The sequence below is a fragment of the Bradyrhizobium sp. BRP19 genome (genome assembly GCF_020194195.1).
Classification (GTDB): Bacteria; Pseudomonadota; Alphaproteobacteria; order Rhizobiales; family Xanthobacteraceae; genus Bradyrhizobium; species Bradyrhizobium yuanmingense.
The window spans coordinates 59,257-78,898 of record NZ_JADYVZ010000012.1; the positions used below are offsets into that span (position 1 = coordinate 59,257).

Here is a 19,642-nt window from a genome sequence, read left to right on the forward strand (position 1 = left end):
TCAGTGGCATGCTCGACCTTCCAGCGTTGCGCATTTTGTCGACAACTAGCGCCTCGCCCTGCGCGCTGGACGCGCGTCTTCAGCCAAAGCCGATAAGGCATTGTCGAGGATCTCGGTCGGACCGCCCAGCGTGCGCGTCAGGCGGATGGCTGCCTTCAGCAACAGCGACGCCATCGTCTTGATATTGTCTCTCGTGAAGCGCGGCTTCGGCCCCGAGAGCGACAAGGCGCCGACGCACTTGCCGCCGGACCCGAACACGGGGCAGGCCAGCCCGGCACAATCCGGATCGCGCTCCCCGAACGACACTGCGATGCAGCCCTCGCGAATCGCGTCATAGGTCGCGCCTTTCTCACCGTCAAAGGCGAGAATAACCCGGCCCGCCGCCCCGCGCTCCAGCGGCAGCAGCATGCCGGCCTCGACGCGGTCGAGCGTCGAGTGTTGGGAATCGACGCGGAACACGCAGAGCCGGCGCTTGGCATCATGCCGCACGTGGTACGACGGACTTTCGGTGCCGTCGGCCACGAGCTGGCGCAGCAGCGGCATCACCCGATCATGCAGATTGTTGTTGCGCTGGTACACCGCACCCAGCCGGAACGGCGTCGGCCCGAGATGGTAGCGGCCGTCGGCGAGTTGCACGAGGTAGCCGAATTCCTGAAGCGAGGCCATCAGCCGCAACAGCGTGCTTTTGTACATCTTGGTGCGCTTGGCAAGCTCCGCCAGCGTCATCGGCTCCGGGGCATCCTCGAACGCGGCAAGGATCGTCAGAGCGCGGTCGACGGCGGCGACACCGGGCGAAGGCATGGCGTTTCCTATTGGGGGAATCCGGAGGGATCGATGAGCTTAGCGATGACGGGAAAGTAAGCATCCCCCATCCCCTTGTCGATCGTCTCCTGGAAGATGGTGCGCATAAGCGCGGCACCGCGCAGGTTGAGCCCAGCCTGCGCGCCGAGCTCCAGCGCATAGGAGAGGTCCTTCATTGCATATTCAGTGGAGAACGCCCGCAGCGGAAACTCCCCGGCGACGATCGCCTTCATGCCGTGATTGCGCAGGGCAAAACTGTCCGCCGACCCCTTGGACAACGTCTCCAGCAGCAGCTTCGGCTCGACGCCGCTGTGCTTGGCAAGCGCGACGGCCTCCGCCAGCGCATTCACCGTCTCGAACAGCACCATGTTGTTGAGGATCTTCGTCACTTGGCCTGCGCCGGTTCCGCCACAGAGAGTGACGTCGGTCGCAAAATGCCGGATCAGCGGCTCGACCACGGCGAACTGCTCGGCTGTCGCGCCGACCATAACGCTGAGCGTGCCGTCCTGGGCTGCCTGGCGGGTGCGCGCGATCGGCGCATCGATCCAGAGCGCGCCCTTCTCCGCGAGCTGCTTCGCGAATGAACGGGTCAGGCCGACGTCGGACGTGCCGAGATCGATCACAGTCTGGTCGCGCTTGACCGCCGGCAGGATGCTCTCGAAGACCGACATGACGTGCTTGGCGCTGGGCAGGCACAGGAAGACCGTCTGTGCGCCGGCGACAACATCCCCGATCGACGTCGTCGCCGTCGCTCCGTCAGCCACGATACGCGCCAACGGCTCCACGGAAAGGTCGAACGCAAGCACCGGCCGGCCGCTCTTGCGCAACAGGTTGCGGCAGATCGGCTCGCCCATGACGCCGAGACCGATGAACCCAATCGAACCAGACATTCCTTCAACTCTCCTCGAAATCGGGCGGCTGGGCAGGTATAACCCCTGTCCGGCCGACGCAGTCACTTCACCAGCGGGCAACCGCCTTCGCTCATCGGCCGGAACACCTCTTCGCCGGGCTTCGAGCTGACAACCCGGTAATAGTCGAATTTGTACCTGGATTCTTCCGGCTTCTTCACCTGCACCAGATGCATCGTGTGCAGCACGCGCCCGTCGGGGCGGATCGCAACGTCCTTATTGTACATGTCGTTGACTTTCAGCTCGTGCATCTTGGCGGCGACCGCCGTCCCTTCGGTGGTGCCGGCTGCCTTCACGGCGGCGAGGTAGTGGCGCACGCCACTATAGACGCCGGCCTGCACCATGCTCGCGACCTTGCCGTCCATCTGCGCGGCGTAGCGCTTCGACCAGGCCCGGGTTTCCTCGTTGAGATCCCAGTAGAACGATGTCGTCACCTGCAGGCCCTGGGTGACCTTCAGACCGAGCGAGTTCACGTCCGTGATGAAGACGAGCAGGCCGGCGAGCTTCTGGCCTCCCTCGACGATGCCGAATTCACCCGCCTGCTTGATCGCGGTCTGTACGTCCGCGCCCGACGTCGCAAGACCGACGACATCGGCCTTCGAGCCCTGTGCTTGCAACAGGAAGGACGCGAAATCAGCGGTGCCGAGCGGATGCGCGGCCGAACCGATCACCTTGCCGCCGGCCGCCTCGATGAATTTGGTGGCATCGCGCTGCAGCGCGTGACCAAAGGCGTAGTCGGCCGTCACGAAGTACCAGGTCTTGCCACCAGCCCGCGTGATCGCGTCGCTGGTCAGCTTCGACAGCGCATAGGTGTCGTAGTTGAAGTGGAAACTGACGGGCGAGCAGGATTTTCCGGTGAAATCGGACGAGCCAGGGCCGGAAACCACGAAGATCTTGTTCTTCTGCTTGGCGACTTCGAGGATGGCAAAGCCGGCCGACGAGGCCGCGCCGTCCGCGATCATGTCGACACCCTCATTGTCGAACCATTTGCGGGCGGTGGCCGATGCGATGTCCGGCTTGTTCTGGTGGTCGGCGGAAATGATTTCGATCTTCTTGCCGAGCAGCTCGTTGCCGAAGTCCTCGGCGGCGAGCTTTGCCGCCGCGACCGAGCCCCGCCCGCCGTTGTCGGCGAACACACCGGACTGGTCGTTGAGAACGCCGATCCTGATGACATTGTCGGCCGCGACCGCGGCACCCGTCTGCGCGGCCAGAACGGCCGCCATCATCCAATGCAACTTCATAACATACGCCTCCCGTTTACGAACTTTGCTTGTCGAGAATGTCTTGCAGCACCGGCGCGATGTAGCGGCGGAACTGATCCGGGTTCTCACTCATCGGAAAGTGGCCGAGCCGCTCCATGACGACCGCCTTCGCACCGGGAATCCCGGCGGCGGTCCGCAGCGTGTCCTCCGGCGTGCAGGAGAAATCGTACTCGCCGGTCAGCAGATAGAGCGGGCACTGGTTGACGTCGATGTTGCCGGTGCGACCACGCAGATCGCCATCGACGCGATAGAAATAAAGATCGCCCTTGAAGATGCCGGGTCCGCCCTGCTTGTAGCCCCACAATGTCTCGTTGCGCGCACCCTCAGGACCGCCAGGCGCGATCAATCCCGATACCAGCGCGGCGCAGACCTCGCCGCCATGAACATCGGGCCGGTTCAGCCAGGTCGTTTCGTACCAGGGCTGCTGGAAGTCGGCGGCCTCAAGGCCGATCAGAGCGCGAAACTCGTGAGCATGCGCAATGGCGAGATTGAGCACGATGCGGCCACCGATCGAGCAACCCATCACCACCGGCCGCTCCAGCCCAAGCGCGCTGCAGAAGGCGCGGATCGTCGCCGTGTAGCTCGCGGTGGTCAGCCGGTATTCGCTGCCATATCGGCTGTCCGGGGGATTGGACTTACCATGCCAGGGCATGTCGAAGGTGATGACTCGGAAATGCCTCGTGAACTCGTCGTCCACGAGCAGATGACGCCACTGCCGCGCGTCGGAGCCGGCGGTGTGGAGGCAAACCAGGGGAATGCCGCTGCCGTTCTCCTCGAAATAGATCCTGTTGACCTCGCCATCGATCTCGACGTGCACGTAGCGCCCGACAATCGGCTCGATGAAGCCGTTCATGACGCGCCTCCGAACCCGCTGCGCCGCGGTAGCGCCAGAAGATCCTTGAAATACTGAAGGTACGCCATGAACGGATGCAGATCGCCTTCGAGCGTCGCCTGCCCGCGCTTGGTCAACGCCAGCAGATCGTGCCATCCCGCCGGCGGCATTCGTTGCCAATATGCGGCGAACGCGGCGGGCGTCGCGCGATAGGAGAAGCGCCAGGAACGCATCAGCACTGGCGCCGGCGCCATGTCGACGATCCGACCGGCCCGAATGGCGAGGTGGAATGGCTGCGTGCTCGGCCCGAGCAGGCAATCCACATCGAGCCAGCGACCACGGGCAGTGAGGGCCTCGTCGCGGATCAGCAAATCGGGAATCGCCTTGAAGGCTTCGATGACGGCATCGGGCGTGAATGGCACCGGTGAGCCGTCGTCCTGCCGGACGCGTTCGAATTCCATTGTCTCGTCCCTCAATTGCGTTCGTTCTATTGTACAGAACGATATTCTATTTCTATTCCAGTTTCTATACAGGGCTTGTGAGCGAACTCAAGTGCGCAGGAGCCGTGGGGCCGCGCGCCGTGGCGGAAGCAGGCCGACCGCGCGAGAGAGACCGCTTGATTTCAAGCTTCGAAGACGCGCGCGACCAGCCAATAGCCGCCGAGCAGGCCGATCATGGCAGAGAACGTGTAAACCAGCCCCGCCGCCCTCACCGGTTCGGACCGGTCCCCTCCGCTCCATCGATCGGCGAGACGGAGGGTCGGCAACGCGACCGCAACGATCGCGACCTGCCCGATCTCGACGCCGATGTTGAAAGCGGCAAGCGCCGGCACGGCTGTGTTTGGCGGTAACCCGATGTCACGCAGCACCCCCGCGAAGCCGAAGCCGTGGATCAAGCCGAACAGAAAAGCCACGCGCCAGCGCCTGTCGACGTCGCGCGAGAAGAAGTTCTCCACAGCCACGAAGACGATCGAGGCCGCAATTGCAGGCTCCACGATGCTGCTCGGAATCACGAGAACATCGAGCGCGGCCAGCGACAAGGTGATTGAATGGGCAATGGTGAAGGCCGTCACGATTTTGACGACGGGCATGAGCCGTCGCGCCCACAGCACCACCGCGATCAGGAATGCGATGTGATCGTAACCGAGGAAGATGTGCTCGATGCCGGTGATGACATAGCGCTGCATCGTCGACCACAGCGACGGCGGCGCGGTTGAAAGCGTGACCGTCGTGTTGCCGGCGTCGAGCAAGGCCTGCGTTTCCGACCGCCCCTGCGCAATCAGCACGACTTGTCGAGCAGCCTTGTCCTTCTCGGTCAGCACGGTGGAACGATAGATGAGATCGCCGGCGGCGTCGGCGCAGGCAAAGCTGTTGCGATAGACGACGCCGTCGCCGTCGGCCAAGATCGCGGCATCTCCGGCAACACAGGCCTTGGCACCACCTGTGACAGCCAGGTGCGTGCCCATATAGGCAAGGATCGCGGGCTTGGCCGCTTCGACCGCGACAGGATCGACCGCGTCCCGTCTCGGATCATAGATCTTCGTACCGATCAGGCGATCGACATCGCTGCCCTTCAACCCGAGCTCGACGCTCACCGAGCGATCAGGGCTCAGCCCCACGCGCGCGGTGACGAGATTGACCTCATGTGCCTCTGCCGGAAAAGCGATGCCGAGCAGCACCCAGAACCCCGCCAGAAGCAGCCGCCTCATGATCCCGCTCCATCGCGCTCACGCCAGCACATCCGCCACCACGGCGTTCAGGACGTCCCGCGCATCGGCCGGCTTCAGCCGGACCTGCAAGCCGCGCTGGCCTCCATTGAGATAGACGAGATCATGCGCAAGCGCGCTCTGCTCGATCACGGTGCGCACAGGCTTGCGCTGCCCGAACGGGCTGATGCCGCCGACCTTGTAGCCGGTGACGCGCTCGGCCTCGGGCGGCTTCATCATCTGCGCCGACTTGCCGCTCGCCGCCGCCGCCAGCTTCTTCATCGAGACCTCCTGGTCGGACGGCACGACCACGCACACCGGCTTGCCGTCGACCAGCGCCATCAGCGTCTTCAGGACGCGCGCCGGCTCCTCGCCGAGCGCGGCCGCCGCCTGGAGCCCGATGCTCTCGGCGTCGGGGTCATAGTCGTAGGTGTGAACCGTGAAAGCAACACCGGCGGCCGTGAGTGCGCGTGTGGCGGGGGTGACTTTGGACATGACCGGTATTTACCACCGTCATGGCGAGGAGCGAAGCGGAGTGGGAAAGCTGGCACCACGCATTCACTGTCATCGCCCGGCTTGACCGGGCGATCCAGTACTCCGAGACTTTGCGATTGAATCGATGGGCCGCGGCGTACTGGATGCCCCGGTCAGGCCGGGGCATGACACCGGTTTTGTGGCAAGCCTCGTGCGCGATGACGGGGCATTCCCCTACTCCGCCGCGTCCTGCATCACGGCGCGTTCGGCCCGCGCTGCGCAGAACTTGAACTCCGGGATCTTGCCGAACGGGTCCAGCGCCGGGTTGGTGAGCAGGTTCGCCGCCGCCTCGGCGTAGCAGAACGGCATGAACACCATGTTCTCCGGCACGTCGCGGTCGGAGCGGACCTTGACCTCGACGGCGCCACGGCGGGTCTCCAGGCGAATGAAATCGCCGGGCACCAGCTTCTTCTTGCGCATGTCCTTTGGCGACATGAACGCGACCGCCTCGGGCTCGATCTGGTCGAGCACCTGGGCGCGGCGCGTCATCGAGCCGGTGTGCCAGTGCTCCAGCACGCGGCCGGTCGAGAGCACCATCGGATATTCGTCGTCGGGAATCTCGTCCGGCGGGATGACCTTGGCCGGCACGATCTTGCCGCGGCCGCTCGCGGTCGGGAAGCCCGTGGTGAAGATGATCTCGTTGCCCGGCTTGTCCGGAGCGTCGACCGGATAGGTCACCGCGCCTTCGCGCACCAGCCGCTCCCAGGTGATGTTCTTCAGCGACGGCATCAGCTCTGCCATCTCGGTGAAGACGTCGCCGGGTCCGGCATAGTTCCACGGCAGGCCCATGCGCTTGCCGATCTCCTGGATGATCCAGAGATCCTGGCGCGCATCGCCGGGCGGCTTGATCACCTGACGCGCCAGCTGCACGCGGCGGTCGGTGTTGGTGAAGGAGCCGTCCTTCTCGGCGAAAGCCGAGGCCGGCAGGATCACGTCGGCATGGAAGGCGGTCTCGGTGACGAAGAGGTCCTGCACCACGAGATGATCGAGCATCGCCAGCGCATGGCGCGCGTGCTGCAGATCGGGATCGGACATCGCGGGATTCTCGCCCTCGATATACATGCCCGTGATCTCGCCGGCATGGATCGCGTTCATGATCTCGACCACGGTCAGGCCGCGGACGGGATCGAGATCCTGCTGCCAGAGCTTTTCGAAACTGCCGCGCAGATCGTCGCGGCCGACCGGCTGGTAGTCCGGCAGGAACATCGGGATCAGGCCGGCATCGGAGGCGCCTTGCACGTTGTTCTGGCCGCGCAGCGGATGCAGGCCGGTGCCGGGACGGCCGACCTGGCCGGTGATCAGCGCGAGCGCGATCAGGCAGCGCGCATTGTCGGTGCCGTGGACGTGCTGGCTGATGCCCATACCCCAGAAGATGATCGACGATTTCGCGCGCGCATAGGTGCGCGCCACCTCGCGCAAGGTCTGCGCCGGGACGCCGCAGATCGGCTCCATCTTCTCCGGCGTGAACTCCTTGATCTTCTCCTTGAGGTCCTCGAAACCCTCGGTGTAGCCGGCGATGTACTGGTCGTCGGTCAGGCCCTCAGTGATGATCGTGTTGATCATCGCGTTCAGCATGGCGACGTCGGAGCCGGGCTTGAACTGCAGATGCTTGGTCGCGTGACGCGACAGCGACTGCCGGCGCGGATCCATAACGAACAGTTTTGCGCCGTTCTGCTTGACCGCGTTCTTGATGAAGGTCGCCGCAACCGGATGGTTCACAGTCGGATTGGCGCCGATCACGATGATGACCTCGGCGTCCATGGCGGCAGAGAACGGTGCCGACACCGCGCCCGAGCTGAGGCCTTCGAACAGCGCCGCGACCGACGAAGCGTGGCAGAGGCGCGTGCAGTGATCGACGTTGTTGGAGCCGAAGCCGGTGCGCACCAGCTTCTGGAACAGATAGGCCTCTTCGTTCGAGCCCTTGGCCGAGCCGAAGCCGGCCAGCGCCTTCACGCCCTTCTCGTCGCGGATCTTGACGAGGCCCTTGGCGGCGATGTCGAGCGCTTCCTCCCAGCTCGCCTCGCGGAAATGCGTGAACGGATTGGCCGGATCGACCTGATCGTTCGCATCCTTTTTCGCGTTCGGCAACCGCACCAGCGGCTTCGTCAGGCGATGCGGATGGTGGATGTAGTCGAAGCCGAAGCGGCCCTTCACGCAGAGACGATTGTGATTGGCGGGGCCGTCGCGGCCTTCCGCATAGATCACCTTCTCGTCCTTGACCTCATAGGTGACCTGGCAGCCGACGCCGCAGAACGGGCAGAGCGAATCGACCTTCTTGTCGGCATAGGTGACGCGCGTCTGCTTGTCGTCGAGCATCACGGCCGGCATCAAGGCGCCGGTCGGGCAGGCCTGCACGCATTCGCCGCAGGCAACGCAGGTGGACTCGCCCATGGGGTCGTCGAAGTCGAACACGATCTTGGCGCCGGCATTGCGGTAGGCCATGCCGATGACGTCGTTGACCTGGACCTCGCGGCAGGCGCGCACGCACAGGCCGCACTGGATGCAGGCATCGAGATTGACGCGCATCGCCGGATGGCTGGCATCAGTGGCCCAGCGCTCGGCGGCGGGAAAGCGGCTCTCGGTGACGCCTGTCGTCTCGGCCCAGTGCCAGAACTTCGACTCCGGGTCGTGGCTGGTTTCGCGCGCCGGCTGGTCTGCGACCAGCAGCTCCATCACCATCTTCTGCGCAGCAGTCGCGCGGGCGCTCTCGGTCTTCACCTTCATGCCGACCGACGGCGTGCGCTTGCAGGACGCAGCCAGCACGCGCTCGCCCTCGATCTCGACCATGCAGGCGCGGCAATTGCCGTCGGGGCGATAGTCCGGCGCCGGCGAATAGCAGAGGTGCGGAATGTCGCGGCCCTGGCGCTTTGCGACCTGCCAGATGGTCTCGCCGGGCTTGGCCTCGACCTGCTTGCCGTCGAGTTCGAACGTGATCTTGGTCATTCGGCGGCTTCCTTGAACTCGTCAGGGAAATATTTGATCACGGAAGACAGCGGATTCGATGCCGCCTGTCCGAGCCCGCAGATCGAGGCATCGCGCATCGCCTGGCTCAATTCTTCCAGCAAGGCACGGTTCCAGACCGGCCTTTGCATCAGCAGCGCCGCCTTCTGGGTACCGACGCGGCACGGCGTGCACTGGCCGCAGCTCTCGTCCTCGAAGAACTTCATCAGGTTCAGTGCGGCCGACCGCACGCTGTCCTTGTGCGACAGGATCACGATCGCAGCCGAGCCGATGAAGCAGCCGTATTTCTCCAGCGTGCCGAAATCGAGCGGGATGTCGTCCATCGCTGCAGGCAAAATGCCGCCGGACGCACCGCCCGGCAGATAGGCGTAGAACTGGTGGCCGTCGGCCATGCCGCCGCAATATTCCTCGATCAGCTCGCGCACGGTGATGCCCGCGGGCGCGAGCTTCATGCCGGGATTCTTGACGCGGCCCGAGACCGAGAAGCTGCGCAGGCCGTGACGCTCGTGGCGGCCATGGCCCTTCCACCAATCGGCGCCCTTCTCGACGATGTCGCGCACCCACCACAGCGTCTCGATATTGTTGATCAGCGTCGGCAGGCCGAACAGGCCCACCTGGAACGGGTAAGGCGGCTTGTGCCGGGGCAGGCCGCGCTTGCCCTCGATGCTCTCCAGCAGCGAGGATTCCTCGCCGCAGATGTAGGCGCCGGCGCCGCGCCGCAGATGCAGCGTCGGGCCGCTCGACGGAAGCTTTGCGATCTCGCGCTGGAGGATCTCGCGCGAGGCCGGATATTCGTCGCGCAGATAGATGTAGACGTCGCTCGCCTGCACCACGTGGGCGCCGATCAACATGCCCTCGATGAAGCGATGCGGATCGGTTTCGAGATAATAGCGGTCCTTGAACGTGCCGGGCTCGCCCTCGTCGCCGTTGATCGCCATCAGCCGCGGCCCGGGCTCGCCGAGCACGGCGCGCCATTTGCGCCCGGTCGGGAAGCCGGCGCCGCCAAGGCCGCGCAGCGAAGCGTCGTCGAGCGCCTTCAGGAGATCGTCCTTCGACAACTCGCCGGAGCGCAGACGATTGAGCAGCTTGTAGCCGCCACCCGCGACGTAGGCATCGTACTCGGTATATTTGGGCAGATGCGTATGAGTATCGCCGGCCTTTGCCGCCGCCATCACATCGGCGACGGTCGCGTGGTCGACGAAATTGTGCCCGACCTCGGCGGCCGGCGCCGTGTCGCAGCGGCCGACGCACGGCGCGCGCACGACGCGGATGCCAGGACCTGACGCGCTCTGCAGATCTTCGAGCAGGTTCTCGCCGCCAAGCATCGCGCAGGTGAGCGAATCGCAGACGCGGATCGTCAGCGGGGGAATGTCGGGCTCGCCTTCCTTCACCACGTCGAAATGCGCGTAGAAGGTCGCCGTCTCGAACACCTCGGCGAAGGCGAGCTTCATCTCGTCGGCGAGCGCAGCCAGATGCGCCGCCGAGATCTGGTGATACTTGTCCTGGATCAGGTGCAGATATTCGATCAACAGATCGCGCCGCCGCGGCCTGTCGCCGAGCAACAGCTCGATCTCGTGCGCGGCCGTGGGATCGACCTGCCGCCCCTTGGGGGTCGCCTTGGCGCGTCGGCGTCCCTCACCGGGATGCTCGAAGGAGCGGACCTTGTGCACGTCCTCGTGGCTCATCGCTTCGTCTCGATCTCATCCTTATCAGAACTCCACTTCTATCCTCTGGCATGCCAGATGCCAAGAAAATTATCACGCTCGCGGAAGTGGTTACGCTGCACGGCTCAACAGAGCCCAGCACCGGCCCTGCGTTCTTGAGCAAGGCCGAGCCAAGCCCGAATTGGCCGGGAGATCAATAAAGGCGTCTCATGCTGCGATAGCGAAGTCCTATCGACTTCGCTTGAGGCGCGGCGGAGCGCAAAGGCCGCCGCCGTGAACATTCGCCTTTCTACGGGGCGTCGCTCTTTTCGACCAGGAACACGATGCGCGCCTCGTTGCGCTCGGTGATCTCGACCTTGTCGCCGGTCTCGCGGATCAGATTGGGAATATCGATCACAGAGAGCGGATCGGTGCAGTGAACTTCGAGCTGGTCCCCTGCCTTGAGCGGCTTGAGCGCCTTCCGCGTCTTGAGGGCCGGCAACGGGCATTTCAACCCGGTGAGATCGAGTGTCGTCCTGGTCATGGCCGCACCATGGCGAGGCGGAGCGGCTGCGTCAACGTTAGGAGGCATCAGATCAGGCTGGCGTAGGGCAGGAAGCCCACGTCCTGCCCCGGCTCGACATTCGTAATGTCCTCGCCGAGCTCGACGAGGCCATCGGTCTCGACCAGCGAGGATAGGAGCCCGGCGCCTTCGCGCGGGAACTTGATCGCCTCAAGCCCGCCGTCCTGCGCGCGCCGCAGCGAGGCGCGCACATATTCACGCCGGCCGGACTTCTTCCTGTAGGTGAACGCCGCGCGCAGCGGGATCGCCAAGAGCGGCTCCGGCAAGGCGCCCGCCAGCGCCAACACCGTCGGGCGCACCACGTGGACGAATGTCACGAAGCTCGCGACGGGATTTCCGGGCAGTCCGATCAACGGCGTGCCGTCGATGATGCCCATCGCCACGGGACGACCGGGCTTGATCGCCATCCGCCACAGCACCAGCGAGCCGATGCTCTCCACCGCCGCCTTGACGTGATCCTCCTCGCCGGTCGAGACGCCGCCGGTGGTGAGGATCAGGTCATGGCCGCCTGCGACCTGCTTCAGGCCGCGCGCCAGCGACGCTCGCTCATCGCGCAGAATGCCGAGATCGCTGACCTCGCAGCCGAGCCGCCGCAGCATCGCCATCAGCATGAAGCGATTGGAATCGAACAATTGCGAGGCGGCGCGCGGCTCGCCGGGCGAGGCGAGCTCGTCGCCGGTCGAAAACACGGCGACACGGATGCGCCTGACGACGTCGAGCCTTGTCAGGCCGAACGCGGCGGCAAGGGCGACGTGCTGCGGCCGCAGGCGCTGGCCGGCGCGCAGCGCGACCTGACCTTGGGGAATGTCCTCGCCTGCGGGCCGCACATTTGCGCCGGGCTTCAGCCCCGGCGGCAGCACGATCCTGCCTGAAGCATCGATGCGGACGTCCTCCTGCATGAAGACCGTCTCCGCATCCGGCGGCATCGGGGCGCCGGTGAAGATGCGCGCGGTGTGGCCGGGCTTGATCGGCGCTTGCGCAAGGCCGCCGGCCTGGATGCGGCCGTCAAGCGGGAAGGCCTGCTCTGCGCTTGCCGGAAGGTCGGCGTTGCGCACGGCGTAACCGTCGACGGCGGAGTTGGTGAACGGCGGCAGCGGCAAAGGCGCGGCCAGATCGCGCGCGAGCACGCGCCCGTCGGCATCGACCAGCGCCACCGTCTCGAGATCGACGATGGCGTTGACGCGCGTCGTGATGAGGCCGACGGCTTCGTCGACCGACATCATCGGGCCGCCGAAGGCAAAGCAATCGTCCGACAGTTGCGCCATGGTGCCTCGTCAGCGTGTCGCTGCGCTTCTTGCTACCGCTTCCTCGACCGGCATCGCCGCCCGTATCATCAATGCCGCCGCGCCTTCGATATCGTCGAGATGGACAGTCGGCAGCCTCGTGTCAATCGCGACGTCGGTCGCAATCCCGGCAATTCCGGGATCGTCCGGAAACAGCAGCGGCTTGCCGTTGGCGGCACGATGCACCTCGATCTTGCGGTGCGGCTCGCGCTTGAATCCCTCGACCACGACGAGATCGACCGCGGAGAGCTTGTCGAGCAGCTCCGGCAGCCGCGGCTCCGCCGCCCCGCGCAGCTCATGCATCAGCGCCCAGCGTTTCGACGAGGCCACCAGAACCTCCGCCGCGCCGGCCTCGCGATGGCGCCAGGAATCCTTGCCGGGCACGTCGACGTCGAACTGGTGATGCGCATGCTTGATCACGGAGACGCGCAGGCCCTGCGCGTCGAAATGCGGGATCAGCCGCGTCAATAGCGTTGTCTTGCCCGCACCGCTCCAGCCTGCAAGGCCGATGACTTTCATTCCAGCTCCGTGTCCGTGACGATCAGGTCCCTTGTGGAACCGCGGCCCCTCCGCGTCATTGCGAGCGCAGCGAAGCAATCCAGACTGCCGCCGCGGAAAGACTCTGGATTGCTTCGCTGCGCTCGCAATGACGAGCCGAGGCATTTCGCTCTCTCCCCGCCATGCTTATATCGGCTTGACCCGAATGTCATGCTAACCTCGCCGCCATGATGAAGATCGACAAAGCCCCGGTGCCCCTGATCGTCCCCAATCCGGACGACCCGCGCCTGACCCAGAGCGTGACCGGCACCGACCAGACCGGCGCCAGGGTCGAGATCAAGGTGCCGATGGAGCGGCCGCTGACGCTCTATCTGAACGCCCAGGAGATCGTCACCATGATGACGATCGGCGACTATCCAGAGTATCTGGCGCTCGGCTACCTGCTGAACCAGAACATGCTGAAATATAACGACGTGGTCACTGAGGTCGAGTACGACGACGACCTCCAGGTGGTTGTCGTGCGCACCTCACACCACACCAATTTCGAAGCCAAGCTGAAGAAGCGCACGCAGACCTCCGGCTGCGCGCAGGGCACCGCCTTCGGTGACCTCTTGGAAGCGGTCGAAAGCGTCGCGCTGCCGAAGGCGGAGCTGCGCACCTCCTGGCTCTACCAGATGACGCAGACCATCAACACCATGCCCTCTCTGTACCTCGAGGCCGGCGCGATCCACGGCTGTGTGCTGTGCAAGGAGGGCACCCCGCTCTGCTACACCGAGGATGTCGGCCGCCACAACGCCGTCGATAAGATCGCGGGCTGGATGTACCGCCACGGCGTCGACGCGTCCGACAAGATCCTCTACACAACGGGGCGCCTCACCTCGGAGATGGTGATCAAGACGGTGCGCATGGGCATTCCGATCCTGGTGTCGCGCTCCGGCTTCACCGCCTGGGGCGTCGATCTGGCAAGGCAGGTCGGCCTGACGCTGGTCGGGCGCACCCGCGGCAAGCGCTTCATCGCGCTCGCAGGCGAAGAGCGTATCGTCTACGACCAGAACCTCGCTTATGTCGAAGAGGAATCGGCCAAGCACAAGCGCAAGGGTGAAGGCGGTGACGACTGACATTTCCGCGGCGCGTGTTCCGCCGACTCTCGGCGTGCTGCTCGCCGGTGGGCTCGCGCGGCGCATGGGCGGCGGCGACAAGCCGATGCGCACCATCGGCGGCCGCACCATTCTGGAACGCGTGATCGCGCGCCTTTCGCCCCAGTGCAGCGGACTGATCCTCAACGCCAACGGCGATCCCGCCCGCTTTGCGGCGTTCCGCTTGCAGGTCGTCGCCGACGACGTGCCCGGCTTCCCGGGTCCCCTCGCCGGCATCCTCGCGGCGCTCGACTGGGCCGCGGCGAACCGGCCGCAGATCGAATGGGTGCTCAGCGCCGCCGGCGACTGCCCGTTCCTGCCGCGCGACCTCGTCGCGCGCCTGCATGAGGCGCGCGCGCGTGAGAATGCGCAGCTTGCGGTCGCAGCCTCAGGCGAGCAGTCGCATCCGGTGATCGGCCTGTGGCGCGTCGCCTTGCGCGAGGAGCTGCGCCACGCGCTCGTGGACGAAGACCTCCGCAAGATCGACCGCTGGACCGCGCGCTATCCGCTCGCAACGGTGACCTGGCCGAACGAGCCGCTCGATCCGTTCTTCAATGCCAACACGGTCGAGGACATCGCCGAGGCCGAGCGGCTGGCGGCGCTGGATGACGCGTCTTAGCGACTCTATGATTTCGGAAACTCGTTGAGGAGCTGCGCCCAGATGATCGCGAAGGCGATCAGGCCGCAAATGCCGACGGCAGTGGTGAAGCGCGGCAAACGGCCGATCGCAACCAGCACCCAGGCCGGCACGAAGAACGCCCCGAAAACCATGCCCAGCGGAAACACCGCGAGCCATTGAAAGCCGCTGCCGTCTCCGGGCGGGACATTCGCGATGTAATGGAAGGTGTAGAGCCAGAACAGCGTTCCGGCCGCCGCGACGAGAGCAGCGATCTTGCGGAAATTGAGGGGCGTCGATGCAGTCATGACCTGGCTCATGTTCCTTGGTCGCTGCGGCGCCCCGCCAAGTTCATGACGTCTTGAACCGGACCTGGAGCGGGAGCGACCACAGGTCTGGACATTCCCCGGACGAAGCCATGGCCGCCCCTCTCTTGAATACGATCTTCGAATTCGTCGATTTCGTCTTCGATCTCTCCGAGACGATCGATCGCACGAGGCAGCTGAGCAAGCCTGATATCGTGCAGGTTCCGCCCGACCCGAAGCCGCTGTCGCCTGCCGCGCGTCGTGCGCTGGCCGAGGCGGAGGAACGGGAGCGCAGGCGCGAGCAATCCGATCAAGCCGCCAGCGCCAGCGACCAAGCGCCCCAGCCGTAGACCTGGCTGATATCTACGCGGGCCGGAAACCCGCGCCCTCGAGTGCGGCGCGCACTGCGTTCGAGCCGAGTGCGTCGAGAAAAGCCTGCACTGCCGGCCGTTGCTTTCGCGCACTCACCACCGCGAAGTCATAATGCTCTTCCGCGAGCGGAATGAAACCGAGGCCGACCGCGTGGGCGACCGGCGCAATGGTCATGCCCCAGTCGGCGCGGTGCTGCGCGACGGCCGCCGCCACCGCATTGTGCGAACGCGGTTGGTTCCAGTAGCCTTCCGGCCGCGCGCCGCCGAGCAGCCGGTCGATCAGGATGCGGGTGCCGGCGCCCTGGTTGCGGTTGACCATGATGCAGGCGGGATCGGCGAGCGCTGCGGCAACAGCATCCCTTGCGCTCAGGCCCTCGAAACGTTTGTCGTCCTTGCGGAAGACGATGCCCTGCATCCGCCGCCAGCCTGGCACGAGCTCGAGACCTTCGACGAGATAGGGCGTGTTGTAGGTCTCGCTTCTATCGTCGAACAGGTGGATCGGCGCGAGATCGCATTCGCCACGTTTGGCTGCTGCAAGCCCGCCGAGGCTGCCGACCGCGATCGAGCGCACGGTGAGACCAGCATGCGCGAGCTGTGCGGTGACGAGATCGAGGCCGGTGCAATGGCTGCCGACGATGACGAGATCCGGCACGCGCACATGCGGCGTGAACAGCGTCACCTCGGTCTCGGTGCCGGCCGGCATCTGGTCGGCAAGTGCGTCGATGCGCAGAAAGCCGTCCGCCTGAGCAAAGGACGTGATCGCACCAGACCCCTTGCCGGAGGGATAGGCGATGAGGCCCTCCCTGCCCTCAACCAGCGAGACCATGACGAATTCGGTGCGGCCGAGCTCGGAAGCGATGCGTACCGGCACGGTCGCGTTCACCTTGGCATCAGAGCGCGGCGGCAGTCCGGCCATCCTGCGCAGCACCGGCACGATCATGTCGTGGAAGGTGAACATCGCCGAAGTCGGAAAACCCGGCAGGATCACGACAGGCTTGCCGTCGCACACCGCAAGACACAACGGCTTGCCGGGCTTGAGCGCGACGCCATGGGCGATGATGCCGGGTGCGCCGAGCCGGCTGATGATGCGATGAGAGAGGTCGCCCGCGCCTTTCGACGTGCCGCCCGAGAGCACCAGCATGTCGGCTTCCGCAAGCGCGTTGCGCATGGCGGCTTCGAGCCTGGCTTCGTCGTCCGGAACAGCGCCGAGGAAGACGGCCTCGCCACCGTTTTCGTCGACCGCGGCCGCGACGATGGCGCCATTGGTATCGTAGATCTCGGCGGGCCCGAGCACCTCGCCGGGCTGAACCAGCTCATCGCCGGTGGAGATCACGGCAACCCGCGGCCTGCGCGCGACACCCACCTCGGCGATGCCGCAAGCCGCCAGCATGCCGATCTCGCGCGAGCCGATGATGGTGCCGGCGCGCAGCAGCGCCTCGCCCCGCGCGATGTCGGAGCCGGCATACGAGACGAATTGCCCCGGCGAGACGGCGCGACGGACATCGATCGCATCCTGGCCGGCCGGCTGGGTGTGCTCGACCATCACCACGGCATCGGCGCCGCGCGGCAACGGACCGCCGGTGGCGATCGCCGTTGCGGTTCCGGCCGCCACCTGCAGCGTCGGCGCGGTCCCGCAATGAACGGTCTCGCCATTCAGCGCGAGGCGCACGGGCGCGCCCTCGCCGGCCGCCGCAAGGTCGGCGGAGCGCACGGCAAAGCCGTCGACATTGGAGCGGTCGAACGGCGGCACGTCGATCGTTGCCGTGATATCTTCGGCGAGGGCAGCGCCCAGCGCGGCTGCGAGCTTGCGCGTTTCAGTTCGAAGCGCGCGCGGGAACAAGGCCGCCTCGAAGCGCGCCAAGGCCTCTTCGCGCGACAGGATCTTGAGGAACTGCTCCTGCTCGAGCGCGCTGCGGTCCGGTGATTTCGGGATCATCGTCATGCCAGAACCCTTATCACGCCCGCATCAGATACGCATCGATCGGCGTACCTGCCGCAAATCCCTCGTCGCTGGCGGAAATGAGCAGCCATGCGTCCGCACGGGCGATGGCCTGAAGCGGCCATTCGCCCACGGCAAGCGGCATCCAGGCACGATGTTCCTCAGCCAGCAAAGCGATCTCCGTGATGCCGACGCTGGAGGCGATCTTTCGCGCAAGCGGCAGCGACACTTTTCGACGCGGCCGACGCGCCGACAAACGGTCCGCGAGCGGCAGCGCGAGTGCAAGCCAAGCTGCAAGCGCGGAATCGGGCGAGCCGGGCAAGGCGACGACGGGAACTCGTCCCAGCCGTCCGACCGCAGCGGTGCGTCCCGGCTGCAGCGCAAGGCCGTGCGCCATCACCTCGCCGCGCCGGGCGAGGGCGGCGATGGCGGCGTCCTGGCGGCCGACGCCGCTGCCGCCGATGGTCAGCAGGACATCGCAGGAGGACGCATCGAGCGCATCGGCAATCGACGCTGCATCGCGCGCACGCGCTGGACGCGTTTCCACATCCAGTCCCGCTGTGTGCGCGATCCCGGCAATCGTCTGCGCCGCGACCGTCCCACCCGGCACATTGACTATGCGCAGCCGCGGCCGCCTCACGGCGAGTTTGTCCCCGCCCGCCGCACGCGCCAGCAACAGGTCCGCCGCACGGATGGGATGGCCGGCGTCCCCCACGGCCCTACGCGCGGTGATGTCGCTGCCTGCGCGCCTGACACCCTGCCCCGGCGCGCCCTCTGCGAGCACCTGGGCAAGCGGCCCCGACGTCTCCACGGCGTCGGCATCGAGCACGCAGTCGCATCCCGCCGGCATCGCCTCGCCCGCCTCGACCCATGCAGGAGCCATTGCCAGCGGCACGGGCGAGTAAGCGGACGCCCCGACGAGATCGTTGGCAGATAGCGCCCAACCATCTACGGCCGCAACATCCCGGGAAGGATAGGCGGCAAGCAGCGGCGCACCCGCCGCGATGCAGCCGATTGCGTCCGCCAGCGGCACCTCCATCGGCGCGACGGGATCAACGCCCCGCAGCAGCGCGGCGAGCGCGGTGTCGAGCGGCGTGAGCGAAGGCGGCAGGCGCTGGGTCATGCGCCATGAGGACCATGCATCGTCCGGTTTGGCAACCGCCGGCGGTGCCGGCCTCACCCCTCAGCCGCCCGACCTGTCCGAATTGGGGAAGAACAATTGCTGCCCGTCCACCTTGTAGCCGGCAATCGCCGTCTGCCCCTCCGGCGATGTCAGCCAATCGACGAAGGTCTGCGCGAGGTCCTTCTTCACGTTCGGGAACTTCGCAGGGTTCACCAGCATCACACCATATTGGTTGAGCAGCCGCCGGTCGCCTTCGACGACGATGTCGAGATCGCCGCGATCGCTGAACGCGATCCAGCTGCCGCGATCCGCAAGCACATAGGCATTGGCCGCGCGCGCGGCCCCGAGCGATGCGGCCATGCCGGGCCCGGCCTCGCGATACCAGGCGCCCTTGGCGCTCGCGATGTCGATGCCGGCAACGATCCAAAGCGCGAGCTCCGCGGCATGAGTGCCCGACCGATCGCCACGCGTCACGAACGGCGCGCCTTTGGCTTCGATCGCCTTCAGCGCCGTCGCGATGTCCTTGCCCTTTACGCCCGCGGGATCGCTCTTCGGCCCGATCAGCACATAGTCGCTGTACATCACGTCGTATCGCTTCACGCCAAAGCCGTCGGCGACGAACTTCTCCTCCTGAGGCCGCGCGTGCATCAGCACGACGTCGACCTCACCCCGCCGCGCCCCATCGAGCACTTCGTCGGCGCGCCGCGCGATCACGGTGACGTCGATGCCGGTCTTGTCGCGGAAGATCGGCAGCAGATAGTCGAGCAGCCCGGATTCCTGCGTCGCCGTCGTCGAAGCGAGGACAATGCTGCGGTCCTCCGCGGCCGAAGCCGCAACGCCTGCGGCAAGGCCGCAGAGAAGCGCAAGTGCAACGGACAGGCGGCCCATGATCGGGTTCCCTCAGGTTTGACGCCGTCATGATGATGATCGATTGCGCCGCACTCGTGACGCGTTTTCGCGCTGCCGGCCGGGAAATTTCGGCAACTTCATCGCGGCGCACCGGGCGCGCGATCTCTTTAGGATCCTTCACCAAAGCAGAGATCGCGCGTGCGGATGTGTTGCAAAGCAGCGAGATGATCGGGCATGGTTCCCTGCGACAAATATCTGAAATGCAGAATTCCACCTGCGTCGGACGTCAAAAA

At 65.7% G+C, this 19,642-nt stretch carries 19 protein-coding genes; 3 read left to right on the forward strand and 16 right to left on the reverse strand.

Annotated features, from left to right (window positions below; genetic code table 11):
* Positions 1–45: 45 nt before the first annotated feature.
* The 12 genes from I6F36_RS28495 to mobB all read right to left on the reverse strand — a co-directional run bounded on the left by I6F36_RS28495 (position 46) and on the right by mobB (position 13,031).
* The gene (locus I6F36_RS28495) at positions 46–801 is read right to left on the reverse strand and encodes an IclR family transcriptional regulator (protein ID WP_036011383.1); all 756 of its coding nucleotides are present in this window, start codon (positions 799–801) and stop codon (positions 46–48) included.
* An 8-nt stretch (positions 802–809) separates the two neighbouring features.
* Positions 810–1,691, reverse strand: a complete 882-nt coding sequence (locus I6F36_RS28500; RefSeq protein WP_225142406.1) for an NAD(P)-dependent oxidoreductase — start codon at positions 1,689–1,691, stop codon at positions 810–812.
* A 62-nt stretch (positions 1,692–1,753) separates the two neighbouring features.
* A complete protein-coding gene (locus tag I6F36_RS28505; RefSeq protein ID WP_225172631.1) occupies positions 1,754–2,950 on the reverse strand; it encodes an ABC transporter substrate-binding protein in 1,197 nt (398 codons plus the stop codon).
* Between the two features lie 16 nt (positions 2,951–2,966).
* Positions 2,967–3,824, reverse strand: a complete 858-nt coding sequence (locus I6F36_RS28510; protein WP_225172632.1) for an alpha/beta fold hydrolase — start codon at positions 3,822–3,824, stop codon at positions 2,967–2,969.
* Positions 3,821–4,264, reverse strand: a complete 444-nt coding sequence (locus I6F36_RS28515) for a hypothetical protein (RefSeq protein WP_036011397.1) — start codon at positions 4,262–4,264, stop codon at positions 3,821–3,823. Before I6F36_RS28515 ends, I6F36_RS28510 begins: the two co-directional genes overlap by 4 nt.
* Before the next feature lie 161 nt (positions 4,265–4,425).
* On the reverse strand, positions 4,426–5,511 hold the full coding sequence (locus I6F36_RS28520) for a HupE/UreJ family protein (protein WP_036011399.1): 1,086 nt from the start codon (positions 5,509–5,511) through the stop codon (positions 4,426–4,428).
* Between the two features lie 18 nt (positions 5,512–5,529).
* Entirely contained in the window at positions 5,530–6,003 is a 474-nt protein-coding gene (gene ybaK / locus I6F36_RS28525; protein WP_225172633.1) for a Cys-tRNA(Pro) deacylase, read from the reverse strand.
* 213 nt (positions 6,004–6,216) lie between these two features.
* Positions 6,217–8,985 carry a formate dehydrogenase subunit alpha gene (fdhF, locus tag I6F36_RS28530; RefSeq protein WP_225172634.1) on the reverse strand — a complete coding sequence of 923 codons (2,769 nt, stop codon included), beginning with the start codon at positions 8,983–8,985 and terminating at the stop codon, positions 6,217–6,219.
* On the reverse strand, positions 8,982–10,688 hold the full coding sequence (locus I6F36_RS28535) for an NADH-ubiquinone oxidoreductase-F iron-sulfur binding region domain-containing protein (protein ID WP_225142397.1): 1,707 nt from the start codon (positions 10,686–10,688) through the stop codon (positions 8,982–8,984). The genes fdhF and I6F36_RS28535 overlap by 4 nt, the downstream gene beginning before the upstream one ends.
* A gap of 268 nt (positions 10,689–10,956) precedes the next feature.
* On the reverse strand, positions 10,957–11,190 hold the full coding sequence (locus I6F36_RS28540) for a sulfurtransferase TusA family protein (protein WP_036011410.1): 234 nt from the start codon (positions 11,188–11,190) through the stop codon (positions 10,957–10,959).
* 47 nt (positions 11,191–11,237) lie between these two features.
* Entirely contained in the window at positions 11,238–12,494 is a 1,257-nt protein-coding gene (gene glp, locus I6F36_RS28545) for a gephyrin-like molybdotransferase Glp (protein WP_225172635.1), read from the reverse strand.
* Positions 12,495–12,503: 9 nt separating this feature from the next.
* Positions 12,504–13,031, reverse strand: a complete 528-nt coding sequence (gene mobB / locus I6F36_RS28550) for a molybdopterin-guanine dinucleotide biosynthesis protein B (RefSeq protein ID WP_225139053.1) — start codon at positions 13,029–13,031, stop codon at positions 12,504–12,506.
* 206 nt (positions 13,032–13,237) lie between these two features.
* Here mobB and fdhD point away from each other — a divergent pair, with 206 nt between their 5' ends.
* Together fdhD and mobA are read left to right on the forward strand one after the other, a co-directional pair.
* Complete coding sequence (gene fdhD / locus I6F36_RS28555) at positions 13,238–14,128, forward strand: formate dehydrogenase accessory sulfurtransferase FdhD (protein ID WP_036011418.1); 891 nt, start codon at positions 13,238–13,240, stop codon at positions 14,126–14,128.
* The gene (gene mobA / locus I6F36_RS28560; RefSeq protein WP_192893329.1) at positions 14,109–14,765 is read left to right on the forward strand and encodes a molybdenum cofactor guanylyltransferase MobA; all 657 of its coding nucleotides are present in this window, start codon (positions 14,109–14,111) and stop codon (positions 14,763–14,765) included. The genes fdhD and mobA overlap by 20 nt, the downstream gene beginning before the upstream one ends.
* A gap of 5 nt (positions 14,766–14,770) precedes the next feature.
* Here the strand turns inward: mobA and I6F36_RS28565 are convergent, their stop codons facing one another.
* Entirely contained in the window at positions 14,771–15,070 is a 300-nt protein-coding gene (locus tag I6F36_RS28565; protein ID WP_225172636.1) for a hypothetical protein, read from the reverse strand.
* A gap of 110 nt (positions 15,071–15,180) precedes the next feature.
* Here I6F36_RS28565 and I6F36_RS28570 point away from each other — a divergent pair, with 110 nt between their 5' ends.
* Positions 15,181–15,417, forward strand: coding sequence for a hypothetical protein (locus tag I6F36_RS28570; protein ID WP_057026158.1), 237 nt, complete (start codon positions 15,181–15,183; stop codon positions 15,415–15,417).
* A gap of 13 nt (positions 15,418–15,430) precedes the next feature.
* Here I6F36_RS28570 and I6F36_RS28575 read toward each other — a convergent pair whose 3' ends face one another.
* Genes I6F36_RS28575 through I6F36_RS28585 form a run of 3 tightly spaced genes read right to left on the reverse strand, consistent with a single transcriptional unit; the run spans position 15,431 to position 19,388 of the window.
* Positions 15,431–17,380 (reverse strand): molybdopterin biosynthesis protein, encoded by a 1,950-nt coding sequence (locus I6F36_RS28575; protein ID WP_225172637.1) that lies wholly within the window; start codon positions 17,378–17,380, stop codon positions 15,431–15,433.
* A 13-nt stretch (positions 17,381–17,393) separates the two neighbouring features.
* A complete protein-coding gene (locus tag I6F36_RS28580) occupies positions 17,394–18,500 on the reverse strand; it encodes a molybdopterin-binding protein (RefSeq protein ID WP_036026618.1) in 1,107 nt (368 codons plus the stop codon).
* Between the two features lie 60 nt (positions 18,501–18,560).
* Positions 18,561–19,388 carry a substrate-binding domain-containing protein gene (locus I6F36_RS28585; protein WP_036026620.1) on the reverse strand — a complete coding sequence of 276 codons (828 nt, stop codon included), beginning with the start codon at positions 19,386–19,388 and terminating at the stop codon, positions 18,561–18,563.
* Positions 19,389–19,642: the final 254 nt, after the last annotated feature.